19 protein-coding genes are annotated in these 24,923 nt (G+C 70.7%); 11 read left to right on the forward strand and 8 right to left on the reverse strand.

The window, feature by feature from the left end; genetic code table 11:
- Window positions 1–289: 289 nt before the first annotated feature.
- The 4 genes from ACWEF2_RS19650 to ACWEF2_RS19665 all read right to left on the reverse strand — a co-directional run bounded on the left by ACWEF2_RS19650 (window position 290) and on the right by ACWEF2_RS19665 (window position 5,062).
- Window positions 290–1,579 carry a phosphodiester glycosidase family protein gene (locus ACWEF2_RS19650; RefSeq protein ID WP_453817065.1) on the reverse strand — a complete coding sequence of 430 codons (1,290 nt, stop codon included), beginning with the start codon at window positions 1,577–1,579 and terminating at the stop codon, window positions 290–292.
- 569 nt (window positions 1,580–2,148) lie between these two features.
- On the reverse strand, window positions 2,149–2,544 hold the full coding sequence (locus ACWEF2_RS19655; protein WP_453817066.1) for a cupin domain-containing protein: 396 nt from the start codon (window positions 2,542–2,544) through the stop codon (window positions 2,149–2,151).
- 9 nt (window positions 2,545–2,553) lie between these two features.
- On the reverse strand, window positions 2,554–4,179 hold the full coding sequence (locus ACWEF2_RS19660) for a PucR family transcriptional regulator (protein WP_453817067.1): 1,626 nt from the start codon (window positions 4,177–4,179) through the stop codon (window positions 2,554–2,556).
- A 94-nt stretch (window positions 4,180–4,273) separates the two neighbouring features.
- Complete coding sequence (locus tag ACWEF2_RS19665; RefSeq protein ID WP_453817069.1) at window positions 4,274–5,062, reverse strand: TetR/AcrR family transcriptional regulator C-terminal domain-containing protein; 789 nt, start codon at window positions 5,060–5,062, stop codon at window positions 4,274–4,276.
- A gap of 67 nt (window positions 5,063–5,129) precedes the next feature.
- Between ACWEF2_RS19665 and ACWEF2_RS19670 the strand changes: the two genes are divergently transcribed.
- The 5 genes from ACWEF2_RS19670 to ACWEF2_RS19690 all read left to right on the forward strand — a co-directional run bounded on the left by ACWEF2_RS19670 (window position 5,130) and on the right by ACWEF2_RS19690 (window position 12,545).
- Window positions 5,130–6,641, forward strand: coding sequence for an MFS transporter (locus ACWEF2_RS19670; RefSeq protein WP_453817071.1), 1,512 nt, complete (start codon window positions 5,130–5,132; stop codon window positions 6,639–6,641).
- Between the two features lie 368 nt (window positions 6,642–7,009).
- The gene (locus ACWEF2_RS19675; protein ID WP_453817073.1) at window positions 7,010–8,311 is read left to right on the forward strand and encodes an aspartate aminotransferase family protein; all 1,302 of its coding nucleotides are present in this window, start codon (window positions 7,010–7,012) and stop codon (window positions 8,309–8,311) included.
- The gene (locus tag ACWEF2_RS19680) at window positions 8,308–9,813 is read left to right on the forward strand and encodes a CoA-acylating methylmalonate-semialdehyde dehydrogenase (protein WP_453817075.1); all 1,506 of its coding nucleotides are present in this window, start codon (window positions 8,308–8,310) and stop codon (window positions 9,811–9,813) included. Before ACWEF2_RS19675 ends, ACWEF2_RS19680 begins: the two co-directional genes overlap by 4 nt.
- Before the next feature lie 151 nt (window positions 9,814–9,964).
- A complete protein-coding gene (locus ACWEF2_RS19685) occupies window positions 9,965–11,200 on the forward strand; it encodes an extracellular solute-binding protein (RefSeq protein WP_453817077.1) in 1,236 nt (411 codons plus the stop codon).
- 118 nt (window positions 11,201–11,318) lie between these two features.
- Window positions 11,319–12,545, forward strand: a complete 1,227-nt coding sequence (locus ACWEF2_RS19690) for a saccharopine dehydrogenase family protein (protein ID WP_453817079.1) — start codon at window positions 11,319–11,321, stop codon at window positions 12,543–12,545.
- A gap of 38 nt (window positions 12,546–12,583) precedes the next feature.
- Here the strand turns inward: ACWEF2_RS19690 and ACWEF2_RS19695 are convergent, their stop codons facing one another.
- Together ACWEF2_RS19695 and gabT are read right to left on the reverse strand one after the other, a co-directional pair.
- Window positions 12,584–12,829: a hypothetical protein gene (locus ACWEF2_RS19695; RefSeq protein WP_355597601.1), complete on the reverse strand. Its 246-nt coding sequence runs from the start codon at window positions 12,827–12,829 to the stop codon at window positions 12,584–12,586.
- Between the two features lie 179 nt (window positions 12,830–13,008).
- Complete coding sequence (gene gabT, locus ACWEF2_RS19700) at window positions 13,009–14,361, reverse strand: 4-aminobutyrate--2-oxoglutarate transaminase (RefSeq protein ID WP_453817081.1); 1,353 nt, start codon at window positions 14,359–14,361, stop codon at window positions 13,009–13,011.
- Between the two features lie 98 nt (window positions 14,362–14,459).
- On the opposite strand from gabT, the gene ACWEF2_RS19705 reads away from it, so the two are divergent.
- Entirely contained in the window at window positions 14,460–15,917 is a 1,458-nt protein-coding gene (locus tag ACWEF2_RS19705; protein ID WP_453817083.1) for a PucR family transcriptional regulator, read from the forward strand.
- 46 nt (window positions 15,918–15,963) lie between these two features.
- Here ACWEF2_RS19705 and ACWEF2_RS19710 read toward each other — a convergent pair whose 3' ends face one another.
- Window positions 15,964–16,614, reverse strand: a complete 651-nt coding sequence (locus ACWEF2_RS19710) for a TetR/AcrR family transcriptional regulator (RefSeq protein WP_453817084.1) — start codon at window positions 16,612–16,614, stop codon at window positions 15,964–15,966.
- Window positions 16,615–16,831: 217 nt separating this feature from the next.
- On the opposite strand from ACWEF2_RS19710, the gene ACWEF2_RS19715 reads away from it, so the two are divergent.
- Window positions 16,832–18,259, forward strand: coding sequence for an aldehyde dehydrogenase family protein (locus tag ACWEF2_RS19715; RefSeq protein ID WP_453817086.1), 1,428 nt, complete (start codon window positions 16,832–16,834; stop codon window positions 18,257–18,259).
- 135 nt (window positions 18,260–18,394) lie between these two features.
- Here the strand turns inward: ACWEF2_RS19715 and ACWEF2_RS19720 are convergent, their stop codons facing one another.
- Window positions 18,395–19,423 (reverse strand): trypsin-like serine peptidase, encoded by a 1,029-nt coding sequence (locus ACWEF2_RS19720; protein WP_453817087.1) that lies wholly within the window; start codon window positions 19,421–19,423, stop codon window positions 18,395–18,397.
- 255 nt (window positions 19,424–19,678) lie between these two features.
- On the opposite strand from ACWEF2_RS19720, the gene dxr reads away from it, so the two are divergent.
- From dxr to ACWEF2_RS19740, 4 genes are all read left to right on the forward strand, one after another.
- Window positions 19,679–20,863: a 1-deoxy-D-xylulose-5-phosphate reductoisomerase gene (gene dxr / locus ACWEF2_RS19725; protein ID WP_453817089.1), complete on the forward strand. Its 1,185-nt coding sequence runs from the start codon at window positions 19,679–19,681 to the stop codon at window positions 20,861–20,863.
- A 34-nt stretch (window positions 20,864–20,897) separates the two neighbouring features.
- Window positions 20,898–22,064: a flavodoxin-dependent (E)-4-hydroxy-3-methylbut-2-enyl-diphosphate synthase gene (gene ispG / locus ACWEF2_RS19730; RefSeq protein WP_453817091.1), complete on the forward strand. Its 1,167-nt coding sequence runs from the start codon at window positions 20,898–20,900 to the stop codon at window positions 22,062–22,064.
- 232 nt (window positions 22,065–22,296) lie between these two features.
- Entirely contained in the window at window positions 22,297–23,907 is a 1,611-nt protein-coding gene (locus tag ACWEF2_RS19735) for an alpha/beta hydrolase (RefSeq protein WP_453817093.1), read from the forward strand.
- 56 nt (window positions 23,908–23,963) lie between these two features.
- Window positions 23,964–24,806: a GNAT family N-acetyltransferase gene (locus ACWEF2_RS19740; RefSeq protein ID WP_453817261.1), complete on the forward strand. Its 843-nt coding sequence runs from the start codon at window positions 23,964–23,966 to the stop codon at window positions 24,804–24,806.
- The last annotated feature ends 117 nt before the right edge of the window (window positions 24,807–24,923 follow it).

A 24,923-nucleotide genomic window follows, 5' to 3' on the forward strand; every position in this document is an offset into this window, starting at 1 on the left:
GGGGACGGTGTGGGAGAGTAGGTCGCCGCCGGACAATCTTTAGAGGAAGGGTCACCCCCCCTTGTGGGGGTGGCCCTTTTTCGCGTTGTCGGGGGATGTTCCCGGGGTGGGGAGGGGCGGGTTTCCCCGGCGGGGGTGACCCCCGGGTGGGGTGTGTGGGGGGCTGTTCTGGGGGTGTCCGCCGTTTCACTGCCGGGCTTGGGTTGGCCGTGACCCGATGATCCATCCCGATAAGCAAAATGCCCTGGTCCATCGCGGACCAGGGCATTCGCCGGAATAGCAGGTTCCCTTACGGGGTGATGAACAAGCCGTCGCCCACGGGCCGTTCGGCGCCGTCCGAGGGCTGGTTGACGACCTTGTGGCCGACCACCATCGCACTGGAGCCACCGCCGTCGAGGTTGATGGCCTGCTTGGCACCCAGCCAGCGCATCAGCTGGGCCGCCTCCACCATCGAGGCGCCCACGGTGACGCCCGGAACGCGGCCGTCCACCGTGGCCAGGATCAAGCCGCCGGACTTGGTGATGCCGGCCATCGTCCGGGGGTGTCGGCGGAGCATCATGTTGACCGAGGCCTGCCCGTCGGCCAGCGCGGTGATCCTGATCCGGCCGTTGTTGACCAGCCCCACGCCGCCGCCCATGACATATGTCTCGGGGGTGAGCGGTACGGTTCGCCGTGTCCGCAGATCGACGACCTTGGTGTCCAGCCTCACGGTCGCGCTCTCCGCGGCGTGCTCCAGCAGCCAGTCGGCCATGACGCCGTTGCCGTGGAGCACCGAGGCGCCACGTGGGACGGCACCGCCGGCCTGGCGGGTGGCGATGACCCTTCCCTGGGCGTTGAGCACGACCTCGGTGCCGCCGTCGGCCGCCGTCTTGGTGCCGAACTCCTCGGTGTAGAGCACGAGCTCGTCGGCGGCGGGGGCCCGGTTGACGCCCCGTACCTCGGCCCTCGTCCCGTCGGAGGAGGTCGCGGTGACGGTCGACTTGAGCTCCGTGATCCGGATCTTGCGGCCGTTGACCACCAGGCCGCTCCGGCCGGGTACCGCCTCGCTGAGCAGCCTGCCGCCCACCACGGAGATCCCCATCGGGTCGCCCTTGATCTCCTTGACCGTGTGGATGTTGAAGAAGCCGCCGTTGACACCGGCGATGGCGCCGGTGAGCTTGGACATCGAACTGGTGGTCTCGCGCTTGGCGATGGTCTGTCCGATGCTCGTCTTGAACGATCCCCGGAAGACCTTCGGATCCACCATCAGCACCCGGACCTTCCAGGGGCCGGTGGTCTCCAGGCCGTCGTCACCGAGGTAGTCGGTCTTGGCCCGGAGGTTGAACGCCTTGAGTTCCTTGACCACCTTGTCGGCTTTGGCGCGCTGCTTGAACGTCCACATCCCGACGCGGACCACATACCGTTCCACCGCGGGGGCGTCCGCGGCGGCGGGCTGCACGATTTTCTGGACGCTCGGGGTGAACCCGGCGGCCTCGACCTCCCCGGCCTTCGTCTGAGCGGTGGTCAGGGAACCGTCATCGTGGCCGTTGGGCATCAGCACGGTCACGGTCCACCCCTGGGTGGATCGACCGTGTTGCACACTGAAGAGGCTTACTCCCTGAGCCACGCTGCGCTGGTCCTTGACCGGAGCCACGCGTTCACCGAGGGGAAACGCTGAGGCGGGGAAGGTCAGGGTGGCCCGCTCCGCCTGGGCTGGAATCGCTGTGACAGCGAGTGTTACGACTGAAAGCCCGACGATGAGACGTCGTGACATGTCTATCTCTCCCCGTTGATGACCATACTCCGGGCCACCATGGTGCCGAGATCTACCTGTCAAGGTGAGTGAAACACGCTAAACGTGCAAAGAAAGTATTCTTTCCCACGCGATCCCTTTACGGGGGGACACGGCTGGCCGTTCCGGTCGGAGTGGACGCGCCGCTCAATGTGGGGTCGCCCCTCGCCCCTCGCCGTTCCGCTGCGGAGAGTGAGGGGACGACGCTACGGTCAGGGGGACGCGTCGTCTCGGTTGCGGCAGATCAGGCGGCCTGCCAAGAGGTCGATGGCAGGGGTCGTGTGGCCGCCGCCCGCGGAGGACACGGTTGGTTAGACGGGCGCAAGCCGTACGGAGTCTGGGTCCTGTACGGCTTGCGCCGCCCCGTCCCGGGGGCCCTAGAGCATGGAGTGATACACCTTGCGAAGGGTCTCGTGGACGATCCAGGTGGTTTTGGCTCCGTCGGCGAGCAGGCAGACCGATCCCGGGACGAGATCTATGCTGACGCCGCCTTCGACCTCCACGGTGGCGCGGCCGGACAGGACCACGAAGATTTCGTCGCGTTCGACGTCGGTCACGGTGCCGGGGGTGATCTCCCAGATGCCGCGGCTCTGCGAGCCGTCGGGGGAGGACCACAGCTCGACCGAGGAGACCTGTGGTGAGCCGGCCAGGACTTGGGCGGGGTCCAGTTCGTCGGGCGACAGCCGTACGTCGTCGACGGGGACGGCGAAGACTCCGGCGGCGGTGACCATGCGGGCAAGGTCGGCGCTCTCGGGAACGAGGATCTCGGGCATGGTGGCCTTTCAGGTGCGGGGGTTGTCTCTCCGGAAGGACTCCAGCGCCAGTAGTGCGACGTGAAGGGAGAGACAGGACTCGACATCGTCCAGGTCGGTGTCGAGAACGCGTTCTAGTCTACGGAGCCGGTCGTAGAAGGCCGGACGGGACAGGTGGGCTTTCTGCGCGGCGACGGCCTTGTTGCGGCCGGCGGCCAGATAGATCCGCAGGATCCTGGTCAGGTCGCCGCCGCGCTGGGCGTCGTGGGCGAGCAGCGGGCTGAGTTCGCGTTCGGCGAAGGTCTGCAGGCGGGCGTCGTCTCGCAGCAGGTGCAGCAGGCCGCGCAGGCGCAGGTCCGGGAGGCGGTAGAAGGGGCGGCCGTCGGGCTGTCTGACGGCCACGTCGGCGACCTGCTCGGCCTCCAGAAAGCTCCGCCGTACGTCGCGGATCGACTCGACCACCGAGCCGGCGGCGAGGACGAACGGGGAGGTGAAGGTTGTGCGCAGGCGGTCGGCGAGCGCGGTCAGGGTGGGCTCGGTGAAGGTGCGAGGGGGCAGCGGGAGCAGGATGCCGACGCGGTTCTGATCCAGGGCGCCGACCAGGGCGGGGAATCGGGCGTCGCGGCAGGCGGCGGCCGCGGCATCGGCCAGTTCGCCGAGTCTCGCGAGATGCTCCTGACCCTCCGGCGGGCCCTCGGCCGACTCGGACAGTCGCAGCACCACGCTGATCAGCTTGCGGCCGGTGAGCGGCACGCCGACCGCGCGGGCGCGGGCGGCGGCCTCCTCGGGGTCGGCGTAGGCGTGGGTCAGGATGCCGGCGATGATCGTGCCGTGCGCCTGGCGCTCCAGCGACTCCTGGTGGCGCTCCAGCAGGCGGCCCAGGGCGAGGGTGGTGGCGGCGCGTTCGGCGAGCACGATGTCGCGCGGCTCTGGTGTGCCGTCGCAGAGCAGGATCAGCCGGCCCCAGTCCTGGCCGCGCGCGCCGACCATGGTGACCAGCCAGCCGGAGGCCGAGTCGTAGGCGGTGCGCCGGCTGGGCGCCACCGCGCGGGAGCGTGTCTCCCAGCTCGCCAGCAGCGCCCCGGTGTCACGTCCCGCCGTCTCGCAGGCGAGCACCTGATGGGCGAGGTTCTCCAGCAGCACCGGGCGGCCGGACAGCCGTGCGACCTGGCTGAGCACCTCGGCGGGGGAGGCGCCCTCGACGGACAGCTCGGTGAAGACCTCGTGGAGCTGCTCGGAGGCGCGTAACTCCTCCAGCTGGATGTCGATGATCCGGGCGTGCACCGACTCGGTGATCTGCACGAAGGGGGTCTCGCGGGCCAGTGTGACCAGGGGCAGGCCGTGCTCCTCCGCGGCGTTGACCACGGAGCGGGGCAGTTCTCCGATGAACCTACGGCCCAGCTCCACGATCAGGCCGGAGGCTCCCACGGCGGCGAGTTCGGCGATGTAGGCGGCCAGGCTGTCCGGATCGTCGGGGAGCGCGATGCCGGTGGTGAGCACCAGTTCCCCGCCGCGCAACAGGTGGGCGATGTCGGTGACCTCGCCGACGTGGACCCAGCGCACCCGGGTGTCCAGCCGGTCGGCTCCCGCGACCACTCGGGGATTACCTCGACGGACGGTATCCAGGGCAAGGACGTCGGCGATGGTAGGGAGCACCCGTCGAGCGTATCCCATCAGGTTGTAAGGAGGAAAAGTAGACAACTTACAGGCTGTTGCGTCAGATCTCCAGGTGAGCGGCTTTTGGGGTGGATTATCGCCCGGCCGATGGGTTGACCGTCGTCGTGGTATCGCCCGACCTCGCGTCCTCCGGGTCCTCGGCTGCCACGGGCCCCGGGGCGCGCCGGCGTCTCAGGTGCGCCTCCAGGCCGTCGAGGAGGCAGGTCAACCCGAAGTCGAAGTTGAGGGCGCGGACGGTCTCCGCGTCCACGTCGGCGTATTCCGCGTAGCGCGCGACCAGCTCGGGATGGTCGCCGGCGGTCTGGTCCAGAACGACCTTCATGGCGGCGAGCATCTCCTCGTCGTTCGTCTCCGAACCGGCCATGACGCTCCGCCAGGCGATCTCGGGACCGGTCGTGCCCAGCACGTAGGCCATCAGCGCCGACGAGGCGTGGTCCAGGGACAGGCCGGTGAATCCCGCCACCGTGAACGTGTTCAGCAGCCGGCCCGACAGCCGCATCGCGTTGGGGCCGATGGCCGGTCTGGTGCCGACGAGCGTGGTGGACCAGGGATGCGCGAAGAGCGTCGTGCGCAGGCCGTAGGCGAACACCGAGGCCGCGTCCCGCCAGCCGGTCACCTCGGGGGCGGGCAGCGGGACCTCGCCGAAGATCTCGTCGAGGACGAGTTCGAGCAGCTCGTCCTTGTTGGCCACGTGCCAGTAGATGCTCGTCGCCCCGGAGCCGAGCCTGGCGCCCAGGCGGCGCATGCTCAGGGCGTCCATTCCCTCGGCGTCGAGCAGTTCCACGGCAGCCCGCACGATCTGTGACCGGCTCAGCGTCGGACTTTTGGCGGGACGGCTCTCACGAGTCCAGACCGAGGTCAAGGGTGGCTTCACCCTTCAAGCATAAATCCCCTCGCACGCCGTTCGAGGTTTGTCGTACAGTGTGCGAGTGAAATCGAACGCTGTGCGAGTAGAGCCCGACCCCCGCCGCTGGTGGATCCTCGGAGTGCTCTGCCTCAGTCTTATGGTCCTCGTGGTGGACAACACCGTCCTGAACCTGGCCATCCCGGCCCTGATGACCGACCTGGGGGCCAGCCCCTCGGACATTCAGTGGATCATTGACGCCTACATTCTGGTCTTCGCCGGGCTGCTGCTCACCGCGGGCAGCCTGTCCGACCGTTACGGCCGCAAGCGTTTCCTGATCATCGGCCTGGTGCTGTTCGGCGGGGCCTCACTGATCGCCCTCATGGTCACCGAGCCGTGGCACCTGATCGCCGCCCGCGCGCTGATGGGGGTCGGCGGTTCCATCCTCATGCCGAGCACCCTGTCCATCCTGATCACCGTCTTCGACGACGGCGAACGCCGCAAGGCCATCGCCGCCTGGAGCGCGGTGGCCATGGTCGGTGTGATCGCCGGTCCCACTCTCGGCGGCTTCCTGCTCGAACACTACTGGTGGGGCTCGATCTTCCTGCTCAACGTGCCCATCACGCTCGTCGCCGTCGTGGCGGCGGTGGTGCTGATGCCCGAGACGCGAGGCCCGGCCCGGGGGCTCGACCCGGTTGGCGTGCTGCTCTCCACCGCGGGCATGAGCGCCCTGGTCTTCGTGGTCATCTCCGCTCCCGGCGAGGGCTGGTCCTCCCCCTCGGTCCTGGTCGCCGCCGGGGTGGCCGTACTCGGGCTGGGCGGATTCATGCTCTGGGAGCGGAGGGCGGCCCATCCGATGCTGCCGCTCGAACTGTTCCGCAACCGCAACTTCAGCGGATCGTCGTTCTCGGTCGTGCTCATGTCGTTCGGCACGGGCGCGCTGCTGCTCATGCTCACCCAGTATCTCCAGTTCGTGCTGGGCTACGGGCCGATGAAGGCCGGGCTGGCCCTGCTGCCGTACGCCGTGGCCGCCGCGCTCTTCAACGGGGTCGGCGCAGGGCTGGGGCAGCGGGTCAGCAACCGCACGCTGATCGCGGCCGGCATGACGGTGATGGCCCTCGGGTTCGTCGTGCTCGCCCTCATGACCGCCGACAGCGGGTACGGCATGCTGATCGGCGGCCTCATGCTGATGGGTGTCGGCGGTGGTCTCGCCGGGCCCGCGATCTACGCGACCCTGATGGGCGCGGTGCCGCCCGAGCACGCCGGGGTGGGGTCGGCGCTGAACGACACGGTGCAGCAGGTGGGTATGGCGCTGAGCGTCGCCGTGCTCGGCAGCGTGCTGGCCGGGGTCTACACCTCCTCGATGCCGGCGAGCGCCCCGGCCGCCGCGCGGGCGTCGATCGGCGGCGCGTTCCAGCTGGGAGACCCCGGGGTGATGCGGACCGCGAGGGAGGCGTTCCTGTCGGCCATGTCGTTCGGCTCCTGGGTGGGTGTCGTCTTCACCCTCGCCGCCGTCGCGCTGGCTCTCGCGGTGCTCCGGCCCGCCCCCAGGGTTCAGGCCGTCCCGGAGGCGGAGCTGGTCGAGACGGGGAGCTGAGCCGATCTCCCGGCCGCCGGGGGTGCCCAAAAATTCATGTATTTCAGATTGATTTAGTGGCAAATATGGGTGACCATGGGCGCATGGGCCGCTCAAGCCGGCGGAGGTGGACGTGAAGGGTGCGGTTCGCGCTCACCGGTTCGGCTGATCGCCGATGCTCGGGTGGGGAGCCTGGGGGGTGCTCTCCACCCGAACAACCCCTGTACGGCTTGCGCCAACCGTCGCGGGGCGCAAGCCGTACGGGACCCTCCCTCGGCGGCGTCGGGGGGGGGAATCCGAGGGTGACTCTGACACTCTGCTGGGTTTAGTGGAAATATCCCGACATGTTGCCGGTGGGAGCAGTCGTCCGGAACAGTGATACTCAATGTATGTCGGACCTTCTTGCGCGCCACCGTGCGGTAATGCCCAACTGGTTGGCCCTCTACTACAACGACCCCATCGAGATCGTCAGCGGCAAGGGCAACCGGGTCGTCGACGCGTCGGGCAAGAGCTACCTCGACTTCTTCGCGGGCATCCTGACCAACATGATCGGGTACAACGTGCCCGAGGTGCGCGAGGCCGTCGAGCGGCAGCTGGCCACCGGCGTCGTGCACACCTCCACGGTCTATCTGCTCCGCGGCCAGGTCGAGCTCGCCGAGAAGATCGCCAAACTGTCCGGCATCAAGGACGCCAAGGTCTTCTTCGTCAACTCGGGCACCGAGGCCAACGAGACCGCGCTGCTGCTGGCGACCTACGCGCGCAAGTCCGACCAGGTGCTCGCCATGCGGCAGAGCTATCACGGCCGCTCCTTCGGCACGGTCGGCGTGACCGGCAACCGCGCCTGGAAGAACAACTCACTGTCGCCGCTGAACGTGCACTTCCTGCACGGCGCCGACCGGCACCTCACCCAGTTCCGCGGGCTGTCGGACGCCGACTACATCGCGGCCTGCGTGGACGACCTGCGCCACGTGCTCTCCACCACCGTCGGGGGCGACGTGGCCGCGCTGATCGCCGAGCCGATCCAGGGCGTCGGCGGCTTCACCATGGCGCCCGACGGGCTGTTCGCCGCCTACCAGGAGGTCCTCGACTCCCAGGGAATCCTGTTCATCTCCGATGAGGTGCAGACCGGCTGGGGGCGCACCGGCTCGTCGTTCTTCGGCATCCAGAACCACGGTGTCACGCCCGACATGATGACCTTCGCCAAGGGCCTGGGCAACGGGTTCGCGGTCGGCGGCGTCGTGGCCAGGGGCGACCTGATGGACAACCTCCACGCGGTCGGCCTGGCCACCTTCGGCGGCAACCCGATCTCCATGGCCGCCGCCACCGCGACCCTCGACTACGTGCTCGACCACGACCTGCAGGCGAACGCGGCCCGCACCGGCACCCTGATCATCGACGGACTCCGCGAGGCCGCGCCGCGCCTGCCGATCGTCGGCGACGTCCGGGGCAAGGGCCTGATGTTCGCCGTCGAGCTGGTGGACCCGGCGACCCGCGAGCCCTCCCCGGCGCTCGCGGCACGGTTCATGGAGGAGACCAGGAAGGCCGGTCTGCTCGCCGGCAAGGGTGGCCTGTACGGCAACGTGCTGCGCATGGCCCCGCCGCTCACCCTGACCCCGGACGAGGCCGCCGAGGGCCTCGGGATCATCGTCAACGCACTTGAAGTCATCAACACCGAGGTCGTGTCGTCGTGAAGAACATCACCCACTGGATCGCCGGAGCCCCCGCCGGGGGCTCCGGCCGTACGGCCGAGATCTTCAACCCGGCGACGGGTGAGGTGGCCGGGCACGTCCAGCTGGCGTCGGTGGCCGAGGTCGACGCGGCCGTGGCCTCCGCGGTGGCGGCCTACCCGGCATGGCGCGACTCCTCGCTGGTCAAGCGCTCACAGGTGCTGTTCCGCTTCCGCGAGCTGATGTACGCCAACCGTGACGAGCTCGCCGGGCTCGTCTCCTCCGAGCACGGCAAGGTCCACTCCGACGCGCTGGGCGAGGTGACCCGCGGCCTGGAGGTCGTGGAGTTCGCCTGCGGCATCCCGCACCTGCTCAAGGGAGGGTTCTCCGAGGGCGTCTCCACCCGGGTCGACTCCTACTCGATCCGTCAGCCGCTGGGCGTGGTGGCCGGGATCACCCCGTTCAACTTCCCCGTCATGGTGCCGATGTGGATGTTCCCGATCGCGATCGCCGCGGGCAACGCCTTCATCCTCAAGCCCTCGGAGAAGGACCCGTCGGCCTCGCTGCTGATGGCCGCGCTCTGGAAGGAGGCCGGGCTGCCCGACGGGGTCTTCAACGTCGTCCAGGGCGACAAGGTGGCGGTGGACCGGCTGCTTGAGCACCCGGACGTGCGGGCCGTCTCCTTCGTCGGTTCCACGCCCATCGCCAAGTACGTCTACGAGACCGGCGCCTCCCACGGCAAGCGGGTCCAGGCGCTGGGCGGCGCCAAGAACCACATGCTCGTGCTGCCCGACGCCGATCTCGACCTGGTCGCCGACGCCGCGGTCTCGGCGGGCTTCGGCTCGGCGGGGGAGCGCTGCATGGCGATCTCCGTCGTGCTGGCGGTGGACCCGGTGGGCGACGAGCTGGTCGACAGGATCGTTTCCCGGGTCTCCGCGCTGACCGTCGGCCCCGGCGACGATCCCGCGTCCGAGATGGGCCCCCTCGTCACCGAGGCCCACAGGGACAAGGTCGCCTCCTATCTCGACCTGGGCGTCTCCGAGGGGGCCAAGCTCGTGGTGGACGGCCGGCTGACCCCGGTGTGCGGCGGCGGCGCCGCGGCGGACACCCCCGGCTTCTGGCTCGGCCCCACGGTCCTCGACCACGTCCCGGCCGACTCCCGGGTCCACCGGGAGGAGATCTTCGGCCCGGTCCTGGCGATCGTGCGCGTCTCCTCCTACGAGGAGGGGGTGGAGCTGATCAACCGCGGCGAGTTCGGCAACGGCACCGCGCTCTTCACCAACGACGGCGGCGCCGCCCGGCGTTTCCAGAACGAGGTGGAGGTCGGCATGATCGGCATCAACGTGCCGATTCCGGTGCCGATGGCCTTCTACAGCTTCGGCGGCTGGAAGGCGTCGCTCTTCGGCGACACCCACGTCCACGGCACCGAGGGTGTGCACTTCTACACCCGGGGCAAGGTCGTCACGTCACGCTGGCTCGACCCCAGCCACGGTGGCGTCAACCTCGGCTTCCCGACCGGAGGTTGATCCCCGTACGGCCCGCCCGCGCGGCCCGGCCTGCTCGAAGGCGTCTCCCCCGGCCTGAGGACCATGCCGGTGCCGGGCCGCGTGCTCGGCCCGGCCGGGGAGGGGCCGGTAGGCTCCGGGCAGGTGGGTAACGGCTTCGTGAGGGGACTTCGTGAGCAGGGACAGGCTCCGCCGTACACGTCTCGGAGCGCCGGCGGGGGCCCTGGCGCTCGTGGTCTGCGTTTTCACGGGGGCGGCCGGTGCCGACCGGCGGGCGCCGGCTCCCGTTCCCTCGGCCTCCCCGGCCGTCACGACACCCTCGGCGTCGGCGTCGGCGTCGTCCGGCTCCGATCCGAGCCCCAGCCCGACGCCCTCGGCGTCGATCGGCAAGGGCGAGGGGACGCTGCAGGTGCTCGCCTTCCAGGGACAGGTCGAGTACGGCGCGGCCGTCTCCGACGCCAACTGGGTCTCGCCCTTCGAGAAGCTGACCGGGTGCCGGGTCAGCAGGCTCGACCGGGTGCAGACGAGCGAGGAGATGGCCGACAGGCTCCGCGGCAACTCCTACGACGTCGTCTCACCCGCGCCGGAACTGGCCGGACGGCTGATGGCGGAGGGGGCGGTCGCGCCGGTCGACACCGCCCTGCTGCGCTCCTACAAGGACATCCCCAAGCGGCTGCGCGAGCTGCCCGCCGTGCGGCAGAAGGGCAAGGTCTACGGCGTTCCCTATCTCTGGGGGTTCACCCGGGTCCTCCGTGAGGGAGACGCCCCCGGCGGGCCCGACGCCCTCTACCGGACCGGAGCGGTGGCGATCCGCGACAGCCCGCTGGGCTTCGCCGACGCCGCCCTCGCGCTCCGCGAGACCAGGCCCGAGCTGCGGATCAAGGATCCGTTCCAGCTCACCCCCGCCCAGCTCGACGCCGCGGTGGAACTGCTCGCCGCCCGGAACGGCCGGGAGCGGGTCTACTGGGAGGACGGGCTGGAGGTGATTCAGGCGCTCTCGGCGGGGCAGGTGCGGCTCGCCCAGGCTCTGCCGTACCACCTGGACCTCTTCCGGCGCGCCGGCCGTCCGGTGAAGGCGGTGGACGCCCCGGCGACGACCGGGTGGGTCGGCTCGTGGATGCTCGGGGCCGGCGCCACCAGCCCGAACTGCGCCTACCGGTGGCTCGACTGGGTCGGTTCGGCGGACGTGCAGCGCTCGGCCGCCGCCTGGACGGGGCTCGCCCCCGCCAACCCGGAGGCGTGCGACGGCGACGCCCGCCGGATATGCGAGATCTACCACGTCCGTGACGCCGCATGGCTGCGGCGTGTCCTCTTCGCCGCCCGCCCGACAAGGGACTGCGGGGGGTTGGGCGGAGAGTGCACCGACTACACCGACTGGGAGAAGCGGTGGCACGACCTGGTGCGGTGAGCGCGGGATCTGAAAAATAGTCCTTTTTATGGTCATCTTCACCAGAGGTGTGAGATTTGGGGGGTTTGTCTTATTTTAGCTATCGACTGGTTGACCAGTCAGTGGATAGGATCCCGGCATGAGAATCCTTCTTGTGGGAGCGGGCGGCGTCGGCTCGGCCGTGGTACCGATCGCGGCACGGCGAGATTTCTTCGAACACATCGTGGTGGCGGACTCTAGACAGAGCCGCGCCGCCGACGTGGTGGCCAAGATCGGTGACGCGCGGTTCAGCGCCGTCGAGCTGGACGCCTCCGACCGGGCCGCGGTCGAGGCGGCCCTGACCGAGCACCGCTGTGACGTGCTCTTCAACGCGGTGGATCCGCGTTTCACCATGCCCCTGTTCCAGGCGGCGCTCAACGCGGGGGCGCACTACCTGGACATGGCGATGTCGCTGTCGCGGCCCCATCCCGGCAGGCCGTACGAGCTGACCGGGGTGAAGCTGGGCGACGAGCAGTTCGCGCTGGCGGACACCTGGCGGAGCCGGGACAGGCTGGCGCTCGTGGGCATGGGGGTGGAGCCGGGCCTGGCCGACGTGTTCGCGCGTTACGCGGCCGACCACCTGTTCGAGAGCATCGAGGAGATCGGGGTCCGCGACGGGTCGAACCTGGTGGTCGAGGGGTATGAGTTCGCGCCGACCTTCTCCATCTGGACGACCATCGAGGAGTGCCTGAACCCCCCGGTGGTCTGGGAGAACGGCGAATGGCACACCACCGAGCCGTTCAGCGAGCCCGAGGTGTTCGACTTCCCCGAGGGGATCGGGCCGGTGGAGTGCGTCAACGTCGAGCACGAGGAGGTGCTGCTCGTCCCCCGCTGGATCGACGCCGGGCGGGTGACGTTCAAGTACGGCCTCGGCCAGGAGTTCATCGGCGTGCTGAAGACCCTGCGCAAGCTCGGCCTGGACAACGCGGGCAAGATCCGGGTCGGCGGGGTCGAAACCTCACCCCGCGACGTGGTGGCGGCCAGCCTGCCCGATCCGGCCACGCTGGGCGACCGGATGAGCGGCAAGACCTGCGCGGGCACCTGGGTGAAGGGCGTCGGCAAGGACGGCGGATCCCGCGAGGTCTACCTGTACCACGTGGTCGACAACGAGTGGTCGATGCGGGAGTACGGCTGCCAGGCCGTGGTCTGGCAGACCGCGGTGCATCCGGTGGTCGCGCTGGAGCTGCTGGCCACCGGTGTCTGGACGGGATCCGGGGTGCTCGGCCCCGAGGCGTTCGACGCGGTGCCGTTCCTGGAGCTGCTCAACGCCTACGGCTCGCCGTGGCGGATGCGCGACCAGAGCCGGGAGGCTCTGCTCTCCGCCTGACGCCCACCGGACTCCGCCCCGGACGTGGAGGCCGGTCCTCAGGAGAAGGCCACCCGGCGAGGGAGAGGGTAGACGTTCTCCTCCGGCTCCCGGATCAGCGCGTCCGCGCACTCCGGGCAGGCGAACAGAGGCCCGTCGTCGGGCAGGCGGCCGACCCTGGCCCGAGGCCGGGGCCACTTCTTGTGACAGGCCACGCAGGCATCGCCCTCGCGCTGGGCCGGGGTCAGGCCCTCGGGGTCGAACGTCGTCGTGGTCCGTGCCGTCCTGGTCGGTCTCCAGTCCATCACGCCTCCCGTCTTGATCGCGCAGTCTCATACCGGAACCGTTATAACGCCGTCGCTCTCCGTGATCGCTGTGCTGGGTGTCAAGGGGCGGTTAAATCACTCCCTGTGCGCCTGCGGTAACACACTAAAAGGGGCATCCGACCTCAAGCCGGGTGCCCCTTTTGAGATGATCTAAACCATCAGACCTCGTTGATGGCCTTCTCCAGGATCATCAGGCCCTCCTCCAGCAGGTGGTCGGGGATGACGAGCGGCGGCAGGAACCGCAGCACGTTTCCGTAGGTGCCGGCGGTCAGCACGAGCAGGCCCTCGGCGTGGCACCGCCTGGCGATCTCGCCGGCCGCCGTCGGGTGCGGGTCCGTGGTGCCGGGGACGACCAGCTCGATGGCGATCATGGCGCCGCGGCCGCGCACGTCGCCGATCACCGGGCTCCTCTCGGCGATGGCCCGCAGCCGGGGAAGCATGATCTCGCCGATGTGGCGGGCCCTGCCGGTCAGGTCGTCGGCCTCGATGGTCTCCAGCACGCCCAGCGCCGCCTCGCAGGCGAGCGGGTTGCCGCCGTAGGTGCCGCCCAGCCCGCCGACATGGACCCGGTCGAGAAGCTCGGCGCGACCGGTGACGGCCGACAGCGGCAGCCCGCCCGCGATGCCCTTGGCGGTGACGATGATGTCCGGGACGATGCCCTCGTCCTCGCAGGCGAACAGGTCGCCGGTGCGGGAGAAGCCGGTCTGCACCTCGTCGGCGATGAAGACGATGCCGTTCTCGCGGCAGAACTCCGCGATCCTCGGCAGGAAGCCCTTGGCCGGCTCGATGAAGCCGCCCTCGCCCGCGATCGGCTCGATCACCACGGCGGCCACGTTCTCCGCGCCGATCTGTTTGCCGATCTGGTCGATCGCCTGGGCCGCCGCCTCCTCGGCGCAGTTCTCCGGCCCCGTGGGCCAGCGGAAGGGGTAGGCCAGCGGCACCCGGTAGACCTCGGGGGCGAACGGGCCGAACCGGTGCTTGTACGGCATGTTCTTGGCGGTCAGCGTCATCGTCAGCAGGGTCCGGCCGTGGTAGCCGTGGTCGAACACGACGACCGCCTGGCGTCCCGTGGCGTGCCGGGCCACCTTGACCGCGTTCTCCACGGCCTCGGCGCCGCTGTTGAGCAGGAAGGTGCGCTTTTCGTGGTCGCCGGGCGTGAGCTCGTTGAGCTTCTCGCAGACCTGGACGTAGGACTCGTACGGCGTGACCATGAAGCAGGTGTGGGTGAAGTCCGCGACCTGCCTGGTCACCCGCTCGACCACGCGAGGGGCGGCGTTGCCGGCGCCGGTCACCGCGATGCCGGAGCCGAAGTCGATCAGTGAGTTGCCGTCGGCGTCGACGACCACACCGCCACCGGCGTGGGTCACGAAGACCGGCAGGGTGATGCCGATGCCCGGAGGGACGGCGGCCTGCTTACGTGCGAACAGCTCGCGGGATTTCGGGCCGGGGATCTCGGTGACAACCCGGCGCTCCTGCGGAAGCGAGGGGCCGCCCTGGGTGACGGTGCTCATGCTGTGACGGTATGTCGCGCATGCCGGTATACCGATGATGCACTATGGCAAAATTATCCGGAGCACTCTAGCCGTAACGTACAAAACCGGGGGTGGTTGTGGCACCGACGCTCCGCACCGTCGTGCGACGGTTGCCGCTCGGGCTCGGCGTGCTCGCCGGGCAGGACGGGCTCGACCGGCCGGTCCGCTGGGTGGCGGTCAGCGAGCTGGAGGACCCGACGCCGTTCCTGGAGGGCGGTGAACTGGTCCTCACCACGGGCATGCGCCTCGACGCCGGCAACGCGGGACCGTACGTCGACCGGCTGGTCGGCAGGGGAGTCACCGGGCTCGGCTTCGGCGTCGGACTGGGGCACGAGACGATTCCCGCCGAACTGGTGGAGGCGGCGGCCCTGGCGGGGCTGCCGCTGATCGAGGTGCCGCGCGACACCCCGTTCGTCGCGATCGGCAAGCTGGTCAGCGACCTGATCGCCGCCGAGCAGTACGACGAGATAAGCCGCGCCTTCGCCGCCCAGGGACGTCTCACCCGTGCCGCGCTCCGCCCCGAGGGACCCTTCGCGGTGATCGACCGCCTGGCCCACGAGCTCGGCGGCTGGGCGGTCCTGCTCGACGAGGCCGGAGCCGTACGGCACGCCAGGGGAGAGAACGTCACCGGTGTGGCGCGCCTCCTTCCCGAGTTGGAGCGGCTGCGGAAACCCGGGGGGCGGGGGGCGCCGGTGAGCCTGGCGCTCTCCACGCCACAGGAGCACGTCATCGTGCAGCCGCTCGGCGCGCGCCGCGTCAGGGGGTTCTTCGCGGTCGGCGTCGACAGGCCGTTCACCCCGGTCGCGCACACCGTGGTCAACGCGGCGGGGTCCCTGCTGACACTGGCCATCGAGCACGGCAGGGAGCACGTGGCCGCCGAGCGCCGGGTCCGCTCCGCGGTGCTCCGGCTGCTGCTGGCCGGGGAGGTGGAGGCCGGGCGGGAGACCCTGGAACTGCTGGGTGACGGGCTGCCCGCCGGTCCGCTGGTGGTGCTGGCGGTCGGTGGCGATCAGGAGGCGGTGCTGGAGGCCGTGGAGGAGGGGTTCGCGGCGGCCGACGGAGACCGGGTGGTGGTCGCCGTCTCGGCGGCCCGCGCCGAGGGCACAATCGCCGCGCTCGTCGAGCACGGCCCGGTCGGTGTCGGCTCCCCGGTCGGCCCCGCCGACCTGCGGACCGGGCTCGACCAGGCGGACCGGGCGCTCGCCTCGGCCTGGCGCCGCGGGGAACGGGTGATGCGCTTCGCCGACCTCGCGGGTCAGGGCCTGCTCTCGCTGCTTGACGCCGAGGCGACCTCGGCCTTCTCCACGGCGTTGCTCGCCCCGCTCCGCGAGTACGGCTCCCGCGCCGACCTGCTGGAGTCGCTCCGCGCCTACCTGGCCTGCAACGGGCACTGGGACGCGGCGGCGCAGCGGCTCGGCGTGCACCGGCACACCCTGCGCTACCGCATGCGGCGCGTCGCCGAGCTTCTCGGCCGCGACCTGGACGACCCGGCGGCCCGCGCCGAGCTGTGGGTCGCGCTGGCCGTGGCGGGCTGAGCGGCGGGGACACGCGGGAGCGGCCCTCCCCGGAGGCCGGGACCGCTCAGAGGGGGGACGGAGTCCGGGGGCGGGGCCTCTTGGCCAGGTAGCGGGAGACGGTGGCGTAGGTGACCGCGTCGTAGGTGCGGCTGTCGCGCAGGTGACCGGCGCGCTCCAGGCTGATGGCCCCCTGAGCGGCGGCCCAGAGGGCGTCGGCGATCTTCCTGGGCTGCGTCGGGACGATGTATCCCGCCGAGATGCAGTCGGCGATCACCCGGTCGAGGACGTTGAGCGCGGCCCGTGCCAGCGTCCGGGCCCGCTCGCTCGGTACGAAGCCGGGGATCGCCCGCTCGAACATGAGGGCGTAGTAACCCGGCTCGGACAGTGCGGCCTCCCGGTAGGCGGGGCCCAGCGCGGTGAGGTGCTCCAGGGCGTTCTTACGCGCCGGCACGGCCTCAAGCCGTCGGCGGAACCGCTCGAACCCCTCAAGGTAGAGCGCCTCGGCCAGCCCCTCCTTGCTGCCGAACATGGTGTAGATGACGGTCGTCGAACATCCGGCCTCGGCGGCGATGCGGCGCATCGACAGGCTCTCCGGCCCGCTGGTGACAAGGAGCTGGCTGGCCACGTCGAGCAGTCTGCCGCGAAGCTCGTCCTGGCCGGCCCGCTCGCCGAGTAGATAGGCACCCTGCAACCCGCGCGGCGGCGGAGAGGTCATGCGGCCACGCCCTTCCGTTCTGAGGGAGTTGCAATCGGTGACTTAGCCAGGGCGAAGATCCTTCAAACCGCCGCCATATAAGAAATATCCATAAAGTGTCCTGTTTTCGTTACAGCCCGACGGAGAATTATTTTTATGCGCAAAGGTGTGTTCGCGCAAGTGTCTTGTGCACATTGGAGTAACGCCGCCTTCTGACCTGTGACGTACCGTCTGAGCCATGGACGTGCGCCCCTTCTGGCTCGCCGGTCGTCCCGCCACCGGGGACGCCGAGCTCACCGTGATCAACTCGCATGACGGCCGTGTCGTCGGCGTCTGCTCCGTGCCGACCGCCGACCAGGTCGAGCAGGCCGTCGCCGCCGCCACGGCCGTACGCGCACGGGCCGCCGCGCTCCCCCTTCACACGCGGGCCGACGCCCTCTCCCACGTCTCGCGCCGTCTGGCCGAGCGGTCCGAGGAGATCGCCCAGCTGATCATGGAGGAGAACGGCAAGCCGATCTTCTGGGCCCGAGGCGAGGTCAACCGGGCGATCTCCACCTTCCGGTTCGCCGCCGAGGAGGTCCGCCGCCTCGGCGGCGAGACCATGCGCCTGGACACCGAGGCCGCCTCCGCCGGCCGCCTGGCCTACATCTCGCGCGTCCCGCACGGCCCGATCCTGGCGATCACGCCGTTCAACTTCCCGCTCAACCTGGTGGCCCACAAGGTCGCGCCGGCCATCGCGGTCGGTGCCCCGGTCATCGTCAAGCCCGCCCCGGCGACGCCGCTCTGCTCCCTGGTGCTGGGCGAGATCCTGGCCGAGACCGATCTGCCCGAGGGCATGTTCTCCGTGCTGCCGGTGCCCAACGACCGTGCCGCCGCCCTGGTGGAGGACCCGCGCCTGCCCGTCGTCTCCTTCACCGGCTCAGGTCCGGTGGGTTACGCGATCATGGATCAGGTGCCGCGCAAGCACGTCACCCTGGAGCTCGGCGGCAACGCCGCCGCGGTCGTGCTCGCCGACGCCGACCTCGACTGGGCCGCGTCGAGGGTGGCGCTGTTCTCCAACTACCAGGCCGGGCAGAGCTGCATCGCGGTCCAGCGGGTGATCGTTGAGGAGTCGGTGCGCGAGGACTTCCTGGCCAGGCTGGTCCCGGCCGTCGAGGCGCTGGTCACCGGGGACCCCGCCGACGACAGGACCCAGGTCGGGCCGCTCGTCTCGGCCGAGGCCGCCGAGCGCGTCGAGCGGTGGGTCAAGGAGGCCGTCGCGGCCGGCGCCCGGCTGCTGACCGGAGGCACCCGCGACGGCGCCACCGTCGCCCCCACCGTGCTCGCCGACGTCCCGCACGATGCCAGGGTCTCCCGCGAGGAGGTCTTCGGCCCCGTGATGGTCGTCCAGTCGGTCTCCGGGGTGGACGCGGCCTTCGCCGCGGTCAACGACTCCGCGTACGGCCTGCAGGCCGGGGTCTTCACCCGGAACCTGGACGTCGCGTTCCGGGCGAACCGGGAACTTGAGGTCGGCGGCGTGGTCATCGGAGACGTCCCGTCCTACCGCGCGGACCAGATGCCCTACGGCGGTGTCAAGGACTCCGGTGTCGGCCGCGAGGGCATCCGCTCCGCCATGGCCGACTTCACCTACGAGAAGGTCATGGTTCTCACCGGGCTGACCCTGTAACCGGGCTGACCCTGTAAGCGGCGTGGCCGCCTCTCGGAGCGGTGTCGCGACCGGCGCCGCGGAGGCATCCGGAAGGCCGGGTACGGCCCGCACTCCGCAACCCCGGGGTGGGGGCCGTACCGGGCTTTGCCGGGGTCAGGAGTTCTGGGCCACCGTGTAGAGCTGCCGGGCGGTCTCGCCGAAGTAGGGCCCGTACATGGTGCCGCGGTCGTCGCTGTACTTGAAGCTGCTCACCGAGGTGACCGTGCCGCGCCCGGTGGCGGGGTTGAAGCCGCTCAGCCAGGGACCGCCGCTGGCCCCGGCGGTCATGTCGCAGCGCAGCCCCTGGTCGCCGGTCTGGCCGTGCGGGTCGTCACGGACCGGGCCCGCGCAGTAGACCAGGTGCTCGCCGTCGTAGGGCGTGTCGGCGGGAAAGCCGAACCCGTGGGTCTGGCGCCCCCTGGGGGTGCCGAAGGCGATGTCCTGGGCGCCGGCGACGTCACCGAGATGCCTGCCGTCACGTCGGCCGACCGCCACCATGCCGACGTCGTGGCTGTCGTCGCCGTCACGCGCCCACGGACCCGCGACGAACATCCGGCGGGCGGTGAACTGCCCGTACGGCCTGCGCCCCCGGTCGTAGCCGGGAATGAACACCCAGTTGTCGGCCCACGCGCCGCCGCCGTTCTTGACGCAGTGCCCGGCGGTCACCACGAGGTCCCGGTTGGCGCTCCTGACCGAGCTCGCCGAGCACACGAAGTCGACGCCGTCGATGGTCAGGAAGACCCGCCCCGTGGTGCGGGTCACCCATCCGCCGGTGTTCCACTGGGCCCCGCCGGTCCGGCCGTGCCGGAGATGGACGGGGACGGGGACGGAGGTCGTGCTCAGCGCCCCGGTCACCGTGCCGAGCAGGCCGATCGGGGCGGCGGCGGCCATCCGGCGCGGGGTCCAGTAGTCGAGCACCCGGCGCTGGGCGGCGACGCCGCGGGCGGCCAGGTGCCCGACGACGTCCGCGGTCTCCGAGGCCGCCACCGCCCCTTCGGCGGCCGGCCGGCCGGGCTGGGCCGACTGGACCACGGCGCTCGCGACCCGCTGCCCGTGCTCCGTGACCGCCGCGCCGGTCAGGGAGGTGCCCGTCAGCCCGGTGACGAGCGCGGCGCCCGCAAGCAGGGGGAGGCTCGAAGTCATGAGACCCGATTTTGCACTACGACATGTGTTCTTGTGACTACTTTCGGTAAATCTCGGCGGCTGCCCCGCCCCGGGGCCGTCCATGACCGGCCGGTGCGGCGCCACCGAAACACGGGCCGCACCTCCGGGCCCGCGTACCGGCGCGGCGCGGTTCGGCCGCGCGCGACGTCTCTCCCCGTCTCTCCTCGCGGGTTCCCCGCACCGCGAATTCCACGACCGGCTCGACAGGGAGACGTCAGCCGGGAGAATGGGACGGTGCAGCCAGACACCACGCGCTCCGTCGTCCTGCTCGGCTCGACCGGTTCCATCGGGACCCAGTCCCTCGACGTCGTCGCCCGCAACCCGGGCCGGTTCCGGGTGGCCGCCCTCGCCGCGGGAGGCGGCCGGATCGACCTGCTGGCCCGCCAGGCGGCCGAGTTCCGGCCCGACGCGGTGGCGGTCGCCGACGCCTCGGCCGCGCCCGCGCTGCGAGAGGCCCTGGCCGCCCACGGGGTGAGCACCGCGGTGCTCGCCGGGCCCGAGGGGGTCGCGGAGGCCGCGGCGTGGCCGTCCGACACGGTTCTCAACGGCATCACCGGAGCGCTGGGGCTGACGTCGACACTGGCCGCGCTGGAGGCGGGCCGGACGTTGGCCCTGGCCAACAAGGAGTCGCTGATCATCGGCGGCCCGCTGGTGAAGCGCCTGGCCAAGCCGGGACGGCTGATCCCGGTCGACTCCGAGCACGCCGCGCTGGCCCAGTGCCTCTGGGCCGCCGGTCCCACCGGCGCGGACGCGCGGGCCGTACACCGGCTGATCGTCACCGCCAGCGGCGGTCCCTTCCGCGGCAGGCGCCGCGCGGAGCTGGGGGCGGTGACGCCGGAACAGGCACTGGCCCATCCGACCTGGTCGATGGGGCCGGTCATCACGGTGAACTCCGCCACGCTCGTCAACAAGGGCCTGGAGGTCATCGAGGCCCACCTGCTCTTCGACATCGGCTTCGACCGGATCGACGTCGTGGTCCACCCGCAGTCGGTCGTCCACTCGATGGTGGAGTTCGTGGACGGCTCGGTCGTCGCCCAGGCCAGTCCGCCCGACATGCGGCTACCCATCGCCCTCGCCCTCGGCTGGCCGGAGCGGGTCCCCGGCGCGGCCCCCGCCGTCGACTGGACCAGGGCCCACACCTGGACCTTCGAGCCGCTCGACGACGAGGCGTTCCCCGCCGTCGCGCTGGCCCGTCACGTCGGCTCGGCCGGGGGCACGGCCCCGGCCGTCTACAACGCGGCCAACGAGGTCTGCGTCGACGCCTTCCTGGCGGGGCGGCTGCCGTTCCCCGGCATCGTCGACACCGTGGCCTCGGTGGTCTCCGAGCACACCGTCACCGGAGCCGACACGGTCGCAGAGGTGCTCGACGCCGACGGGTGGGCCAGGATCCGGGCCCGGGAGCTCACCTCGACTGCCTAGACTGGGGACGTCACCGACTCTTCAAGGGCTGAAAATGACTTCTGTTGCTCTCGGCATCCCTTCGGTCAGAACGAAGCCGATCGCCGAGCGACGCACATCCCGTCAGATCATGGTCGGCTCCGTTCCCGTGGGCGGGGACGCGCCGGTGAGCGTGCAGTCGATGACCACCACGGTCACCGCCGACATCAACGCCACGCTCCAGCAGATCGCCGAGCTGACCGCCTCCGGCTGCCAGATCGTGCGGGTGGCGGTGCCGTCCCAGGATGACGCCGAGGCGCTGCCGATCATCGCCAGGAAGTCCCAGATCCCGGTGATCGCCGACATCCACTTCCAGCCGAAGTACGTCTTCGCCGCGATCGAGGCGGGGTGCGCGGCGGTCCGGGTCAACCCGGGAAACATCAAGAGATTCGATGACAAGGTCGGCGAGATCGCGCGGGCCGCCGCCGACCACGGGGTGCCTATCCGGATCGGCGTCAACGCGGGGTCGCTGGACCCCCGGCTGCTGGAGAAGTACGGCAGGGCCACGCCCGAGGCGCTGGTGGAGTCGGCGCTGTGGGAGTGCTCCCTGTTCGAGGAGCACGGCTTCCGGGACATCAAGATCTCGGTCAAGCACAACGACCCCGTGGTGATGGTGCGGGCCTACCGGCTGCTGGCCGCGCGGTGTGACTACCCGCTGCATCTGGGGGTGACCGAGGCGGGCCCGGCGTTCCAGGGCACGATCAAGTCGGCGGTGGCCTTCGGCGCGCTACTGTCGGAGGGCATCGGCGACACCATCCGGGTCTCGCTCTCCGCGCCTCCGGTGGAGGAGGTCAAGGTGGGCGCCGCGATCCTGGAGTCGCTGAACCTGCGCGAGCGCGGCCTGGAGATCGTCTCCTGCCCGTCGTGCGGCCGGGCCCAGGTCGACGTGTACACACTGGCCGAGCAGGTCCAGGCGGGGCTGACCGGGCTGAAGGTGCCGCTCAGGGTGGCCGTGATGGGGTGCGTCGTCAACGGTCCCGGGGAGGCGCGGGAGGCCGACCTGGGAGTCGCCTCGGGGAACGGCAAGGGGCAGATCTTCGTCAAGGGCGAGGTCATCAAGACCGTGCCGGAGTCACAGATCGTGGAGACCCTCATCGAGGAGGCGCTCCGGCTCGCCGAGGAGATGGGTGTGCGGGTCGACCTCGACGAGGACGCCCCCGGCCCCGAGGTCGTCGTCCGCTAGGGCTGCGGCCCCGGGAGCTTCGGGCCGTTCGCCCCGGTGGTCGCGGTGGCGGCGTGTGATCGCCGCCCCGGCCTTCGCCGGGAAGCACCGGATGCGACGGGTGCACGCCTTGGCGAATTCGTTACACATGGCAATCCCTTGACTACAGAATGGTAAGCATCTGGCCGGGTCGCCGGTGACGCTGCCGTCTCCTGGGAGAACATCGCCTCTGCCGTAAAAGTAGGGGGGCTCTGTGAAAAGGGTTGTCGGGGTCGTCGTGGGCATCGGGATGCTGATCGTCACCGTCGGGGTGCCGCCGGGAGCGGCGGCGCAGCGGCGGGACGGGCTGGTCTGGGGGGCCTGTGACGAGCCGGGAGGGGACGCGCTGCTCGGGGATGTGCTGCCCGGGTCCGCCGAGCCGGAGGGCGTCACGGTGGAGTGCGCCTCGCTGAGGGTGCCGCTCGACTACGGCGACCCCTACCGGACCATCGGCCTGGCCCTGAACCGGATCAGGGGGAAGGCGTCGCGGGACCACAACCACCTGGGCGTGCTGCTGGTCAACCCCGGAGGCCCGGGGGCGTCCGGCCTGGAGCTGGCCAAGCAGGTCGCCGCGGAGCTCCCCGCCGGTCTGGCCGACCGGTTCGACGTGGTCGGCTTCGACCCCCGGGGGGTGGGCAGGAGCGAGCCGGCGCTCCGGTGCGTGGACCCGGACAGGTACTACGCCCCGCCCCGCCCCGACAACGTGCCGGAGAACGCCCGCGAGGAGGCCGTACTGCTTGGCCGGGCACGCCAGTACGCCGGCGCCTGCGAGAACCGGTGGAGCTGGATGCTGCCGCATCTGAGCACCGAGAACTCCGCCCGGGACATGGACGCGATCCGGGCGGCGCTGGGAGAGTCCAAGATCAGCTATCTGGGGTACTCCTACGGGACCTACCTCGGCGCGGTCTACGCGACCCTCTTCCCCGACCGGGTCAGGCGGCTGGTCCTGGACAGCGTGGTGGACCCCGGCGGCGTCTGGTACGGCGCCAACCTCGCTCAGGACGTCGCCTTCAACCGGCGTCACCAGGACTTCCTGAGGTGGACGGCCCGCCACAACGACGCCTACCGGCTCGGCGGGACCGGCAAGGCGGTGTCCTTCGCGTGGTACGCCATGCGGGAACGGCTGCGCACCCGGCCCGCCGGCGGGATGGTCGGCCCGAGCGAGCTCGACGACATCTACACCGTCGGCGGTTACTCCGATGTGGTCTGGCCGCAGCTGGCCAAGGTCTTCTCCGCCTACGTCAAGAAGGGCGACACGGCCCCGCTGCTCGCCGCCTACCGCAGGTACGCCCAGAACGACGCCGAGGACGAGAACGGCTACGCCGTCTATCTGGGGGTGCAGTGCCACGACGTCGCCTGGCCGCGTGACTGGACCAGGTGGCGGGCCGACATGGCCAGGCTGCACACCAAGGCCCCCTTTCTCACCTGGCCGAACGCCTGGTACAACGCGCCGTGCGCGTTCTGGCCCGAGCGGGGCGGGACCCCGGTGAGGCTCCAGGACAGCCGGAGACTGCCGCCGATCATGATCATTCAGTCCGAGCGCGACGCGGCCACGCCGTACGCCGGGGCGCTGAGGATGCGCGAGCTGTTCGACGGTGCCCGGCTGCTCACCGTGGCCGGGGGAAACCACGGCATCGCGCTCGGCGGGAACCGCTGCGTGGACCGGCAGCTGGCCGCCTACCTCAGAGACGGCACCCCGCCCGGCCCGGCGGCCCGGACCCCGGCTGCCCGAAACGGCCACGCCGTTCCGGACGCCCACTGCGCGGGCGCCCCCGAGCCGATGCCCGCGGCTCGCACGGGATCGAGGGCTCACCAGGGTAGATGAGAGCCTCTGTGTTGGTTCCTGCCAAAATCGTGGGGGTCGCGTAGGCTGAGCGCGTGATGCTGCGCACAATGGCGTCGCGTGTGCTCGACGACAACGACCGTGACGAGGTGCTGGCGCTCCTGGACGCCGACCCCGTCCCCAACGTCTTCGTCGCCTCCAGGGTCCGTGCCGTCGGACTCAGTCCGGCCAGGCTCGGCGGTCAGATGTGGGGGTTCGGCCCGCGCGGCGGACTGAGCTCTCTGTGCTACTCCGGGGCCAACCTGGTCCCGGTGAACGCCGGCCCCGACGCCGTGCACGCCTTCGCCGAGCGAGCCCGCAAGCAGGGCCGCCGCTGCTCCTCCATCGTCGGCCCCTCGGACGCCGTCGAACTTCTCTGGGAACGTTTGAGGCCCTACTGGGGTGCCGCCCGCGCGATCCGCTGGACCCAGCCGCTGATGGAGGCCACCCGGCCGTCCCCCGTCCCGGCCGACCCGCTGGTCAGGCGGGTCAGGCCGGAGGAGTTCGAGATCCTGCTCCCCGCCTGCGTGGCGATGTTCACCGAGGAGGTGGGCGTCTCCCCGGAGGCCGGGGACGGCGGTGCCCTCTACCGGTCCAGGGTCGCCGAGCTGATCCGGATCGGCAGGTCCTACGCGCGGATCGACAACGGCAGGGTCGTCTTCAAGGCCGAGATCGGCGCGGTGACACCGTACGCCTGCCAGGTCCAGGGGGTCTGGGTCCACCCCGACCTGCGCGGCCGGGGCCACGCGGTGGCCGGAATGGCCTCGGTGGTCAAGCACGCGCTCGACTGCTTCGCGCCGGTGGTCTCGCTGTACGTCAACGACTACAACGCGCCGGCTCGGGCCGCCTACCGCAGGGCGGGCTTCAAGGAGGTCGGCACCTTCATGTCGGTGCTCTTCTGAGCCGGTCCGCTCCTGCGACACCGGTGGTGGAGACGGTGGGACGTGCCGGGGCGGTGGCCGCCGGGCTTACGGGGCCTCGCGTCGGACCGGGCGACCGGTTCACCTCGCAGTGGCCGC

Source organism: Streptosporangium sp. NPDC004631 (assembly GCF_053601935.1).

Excerpts from the sequence above, each read along its gene's own strand:
- ACWEF2_RS19740 (WP_453817261.1), top strand. The coding sequence starts at position 23,964 with ATGCTGCGCACAATGGCGTCGCGTGTGCTCGACGACAACGACCGTGAC.
- ACWEF2_RS19715 (WP_453817086.1), top strand. The coding sequence starts at position 16,832 with ATGGACGTGCGCCCCTTCTGGCTCGCCGGTCGTCCCGCCACCGGGGAC.
- ACWEF2_RS19655 (WP_453817066.1), bottom strand. The coding sequence starts at position 2,544 with ATGCCCGAGATCCTCGTTCCCGAGAGCGCCGACCTTGCCCGCATGGTC.
- ACWEF2_RS19675 (WP_453817073.1), top strand. The coding sequence starts at position 7,010 with ATGTCGGACCTTCTTGCGCGCCACCGTGCGGTAATGCCCAACTGGTTG.
- ACWEF2_RS19710 (WP_453817084.1), bottom strand. The coding sequence starts at position 16,614 with ATGACCTCTCCGCCGCCGCGCGGGTTGCAGGGTGCCTATCTACTCGGC.
- ACWEF2_RS19720 (WP_453817087.1), bottom strand. The coding sequence starts at position 19,423 with ATGACTTCGAGCCTCCCCCTGCTTGCGGGCGCCGCGCTCGTCACCGGG.
- gabT (WP_453817081.1), bottom strand. The coding sequence starts at position 14,361 with ATGAGCACCGTCACCCAGGGCGGCCCCTCGCTTCCGCAGGAGCGCCGG.
- ispG (WP_453817091.1), top strand. The coding sequence starts at position 20,898 with ATGACTTCTGTTGCTCTCGGCATCCCTTCGGTCAGAACGAAGCCGATC.
- ACWEF2_RS19690 (WP_453817079.1), top strand. The coding sequence starts at position 11,319 with ATGAGAATCCTTCTTGTGGGAGCGGGCGGCGTCGGCTCGGCCGTGGTA.
- ACWEF2_RS19695 (WP_355597601.1), bottom strand. The coding sequence starts at position 12,829 with ATGGACTGGAGACCGACCAGGACGGCACGGACCACGACGACGTTCGAC.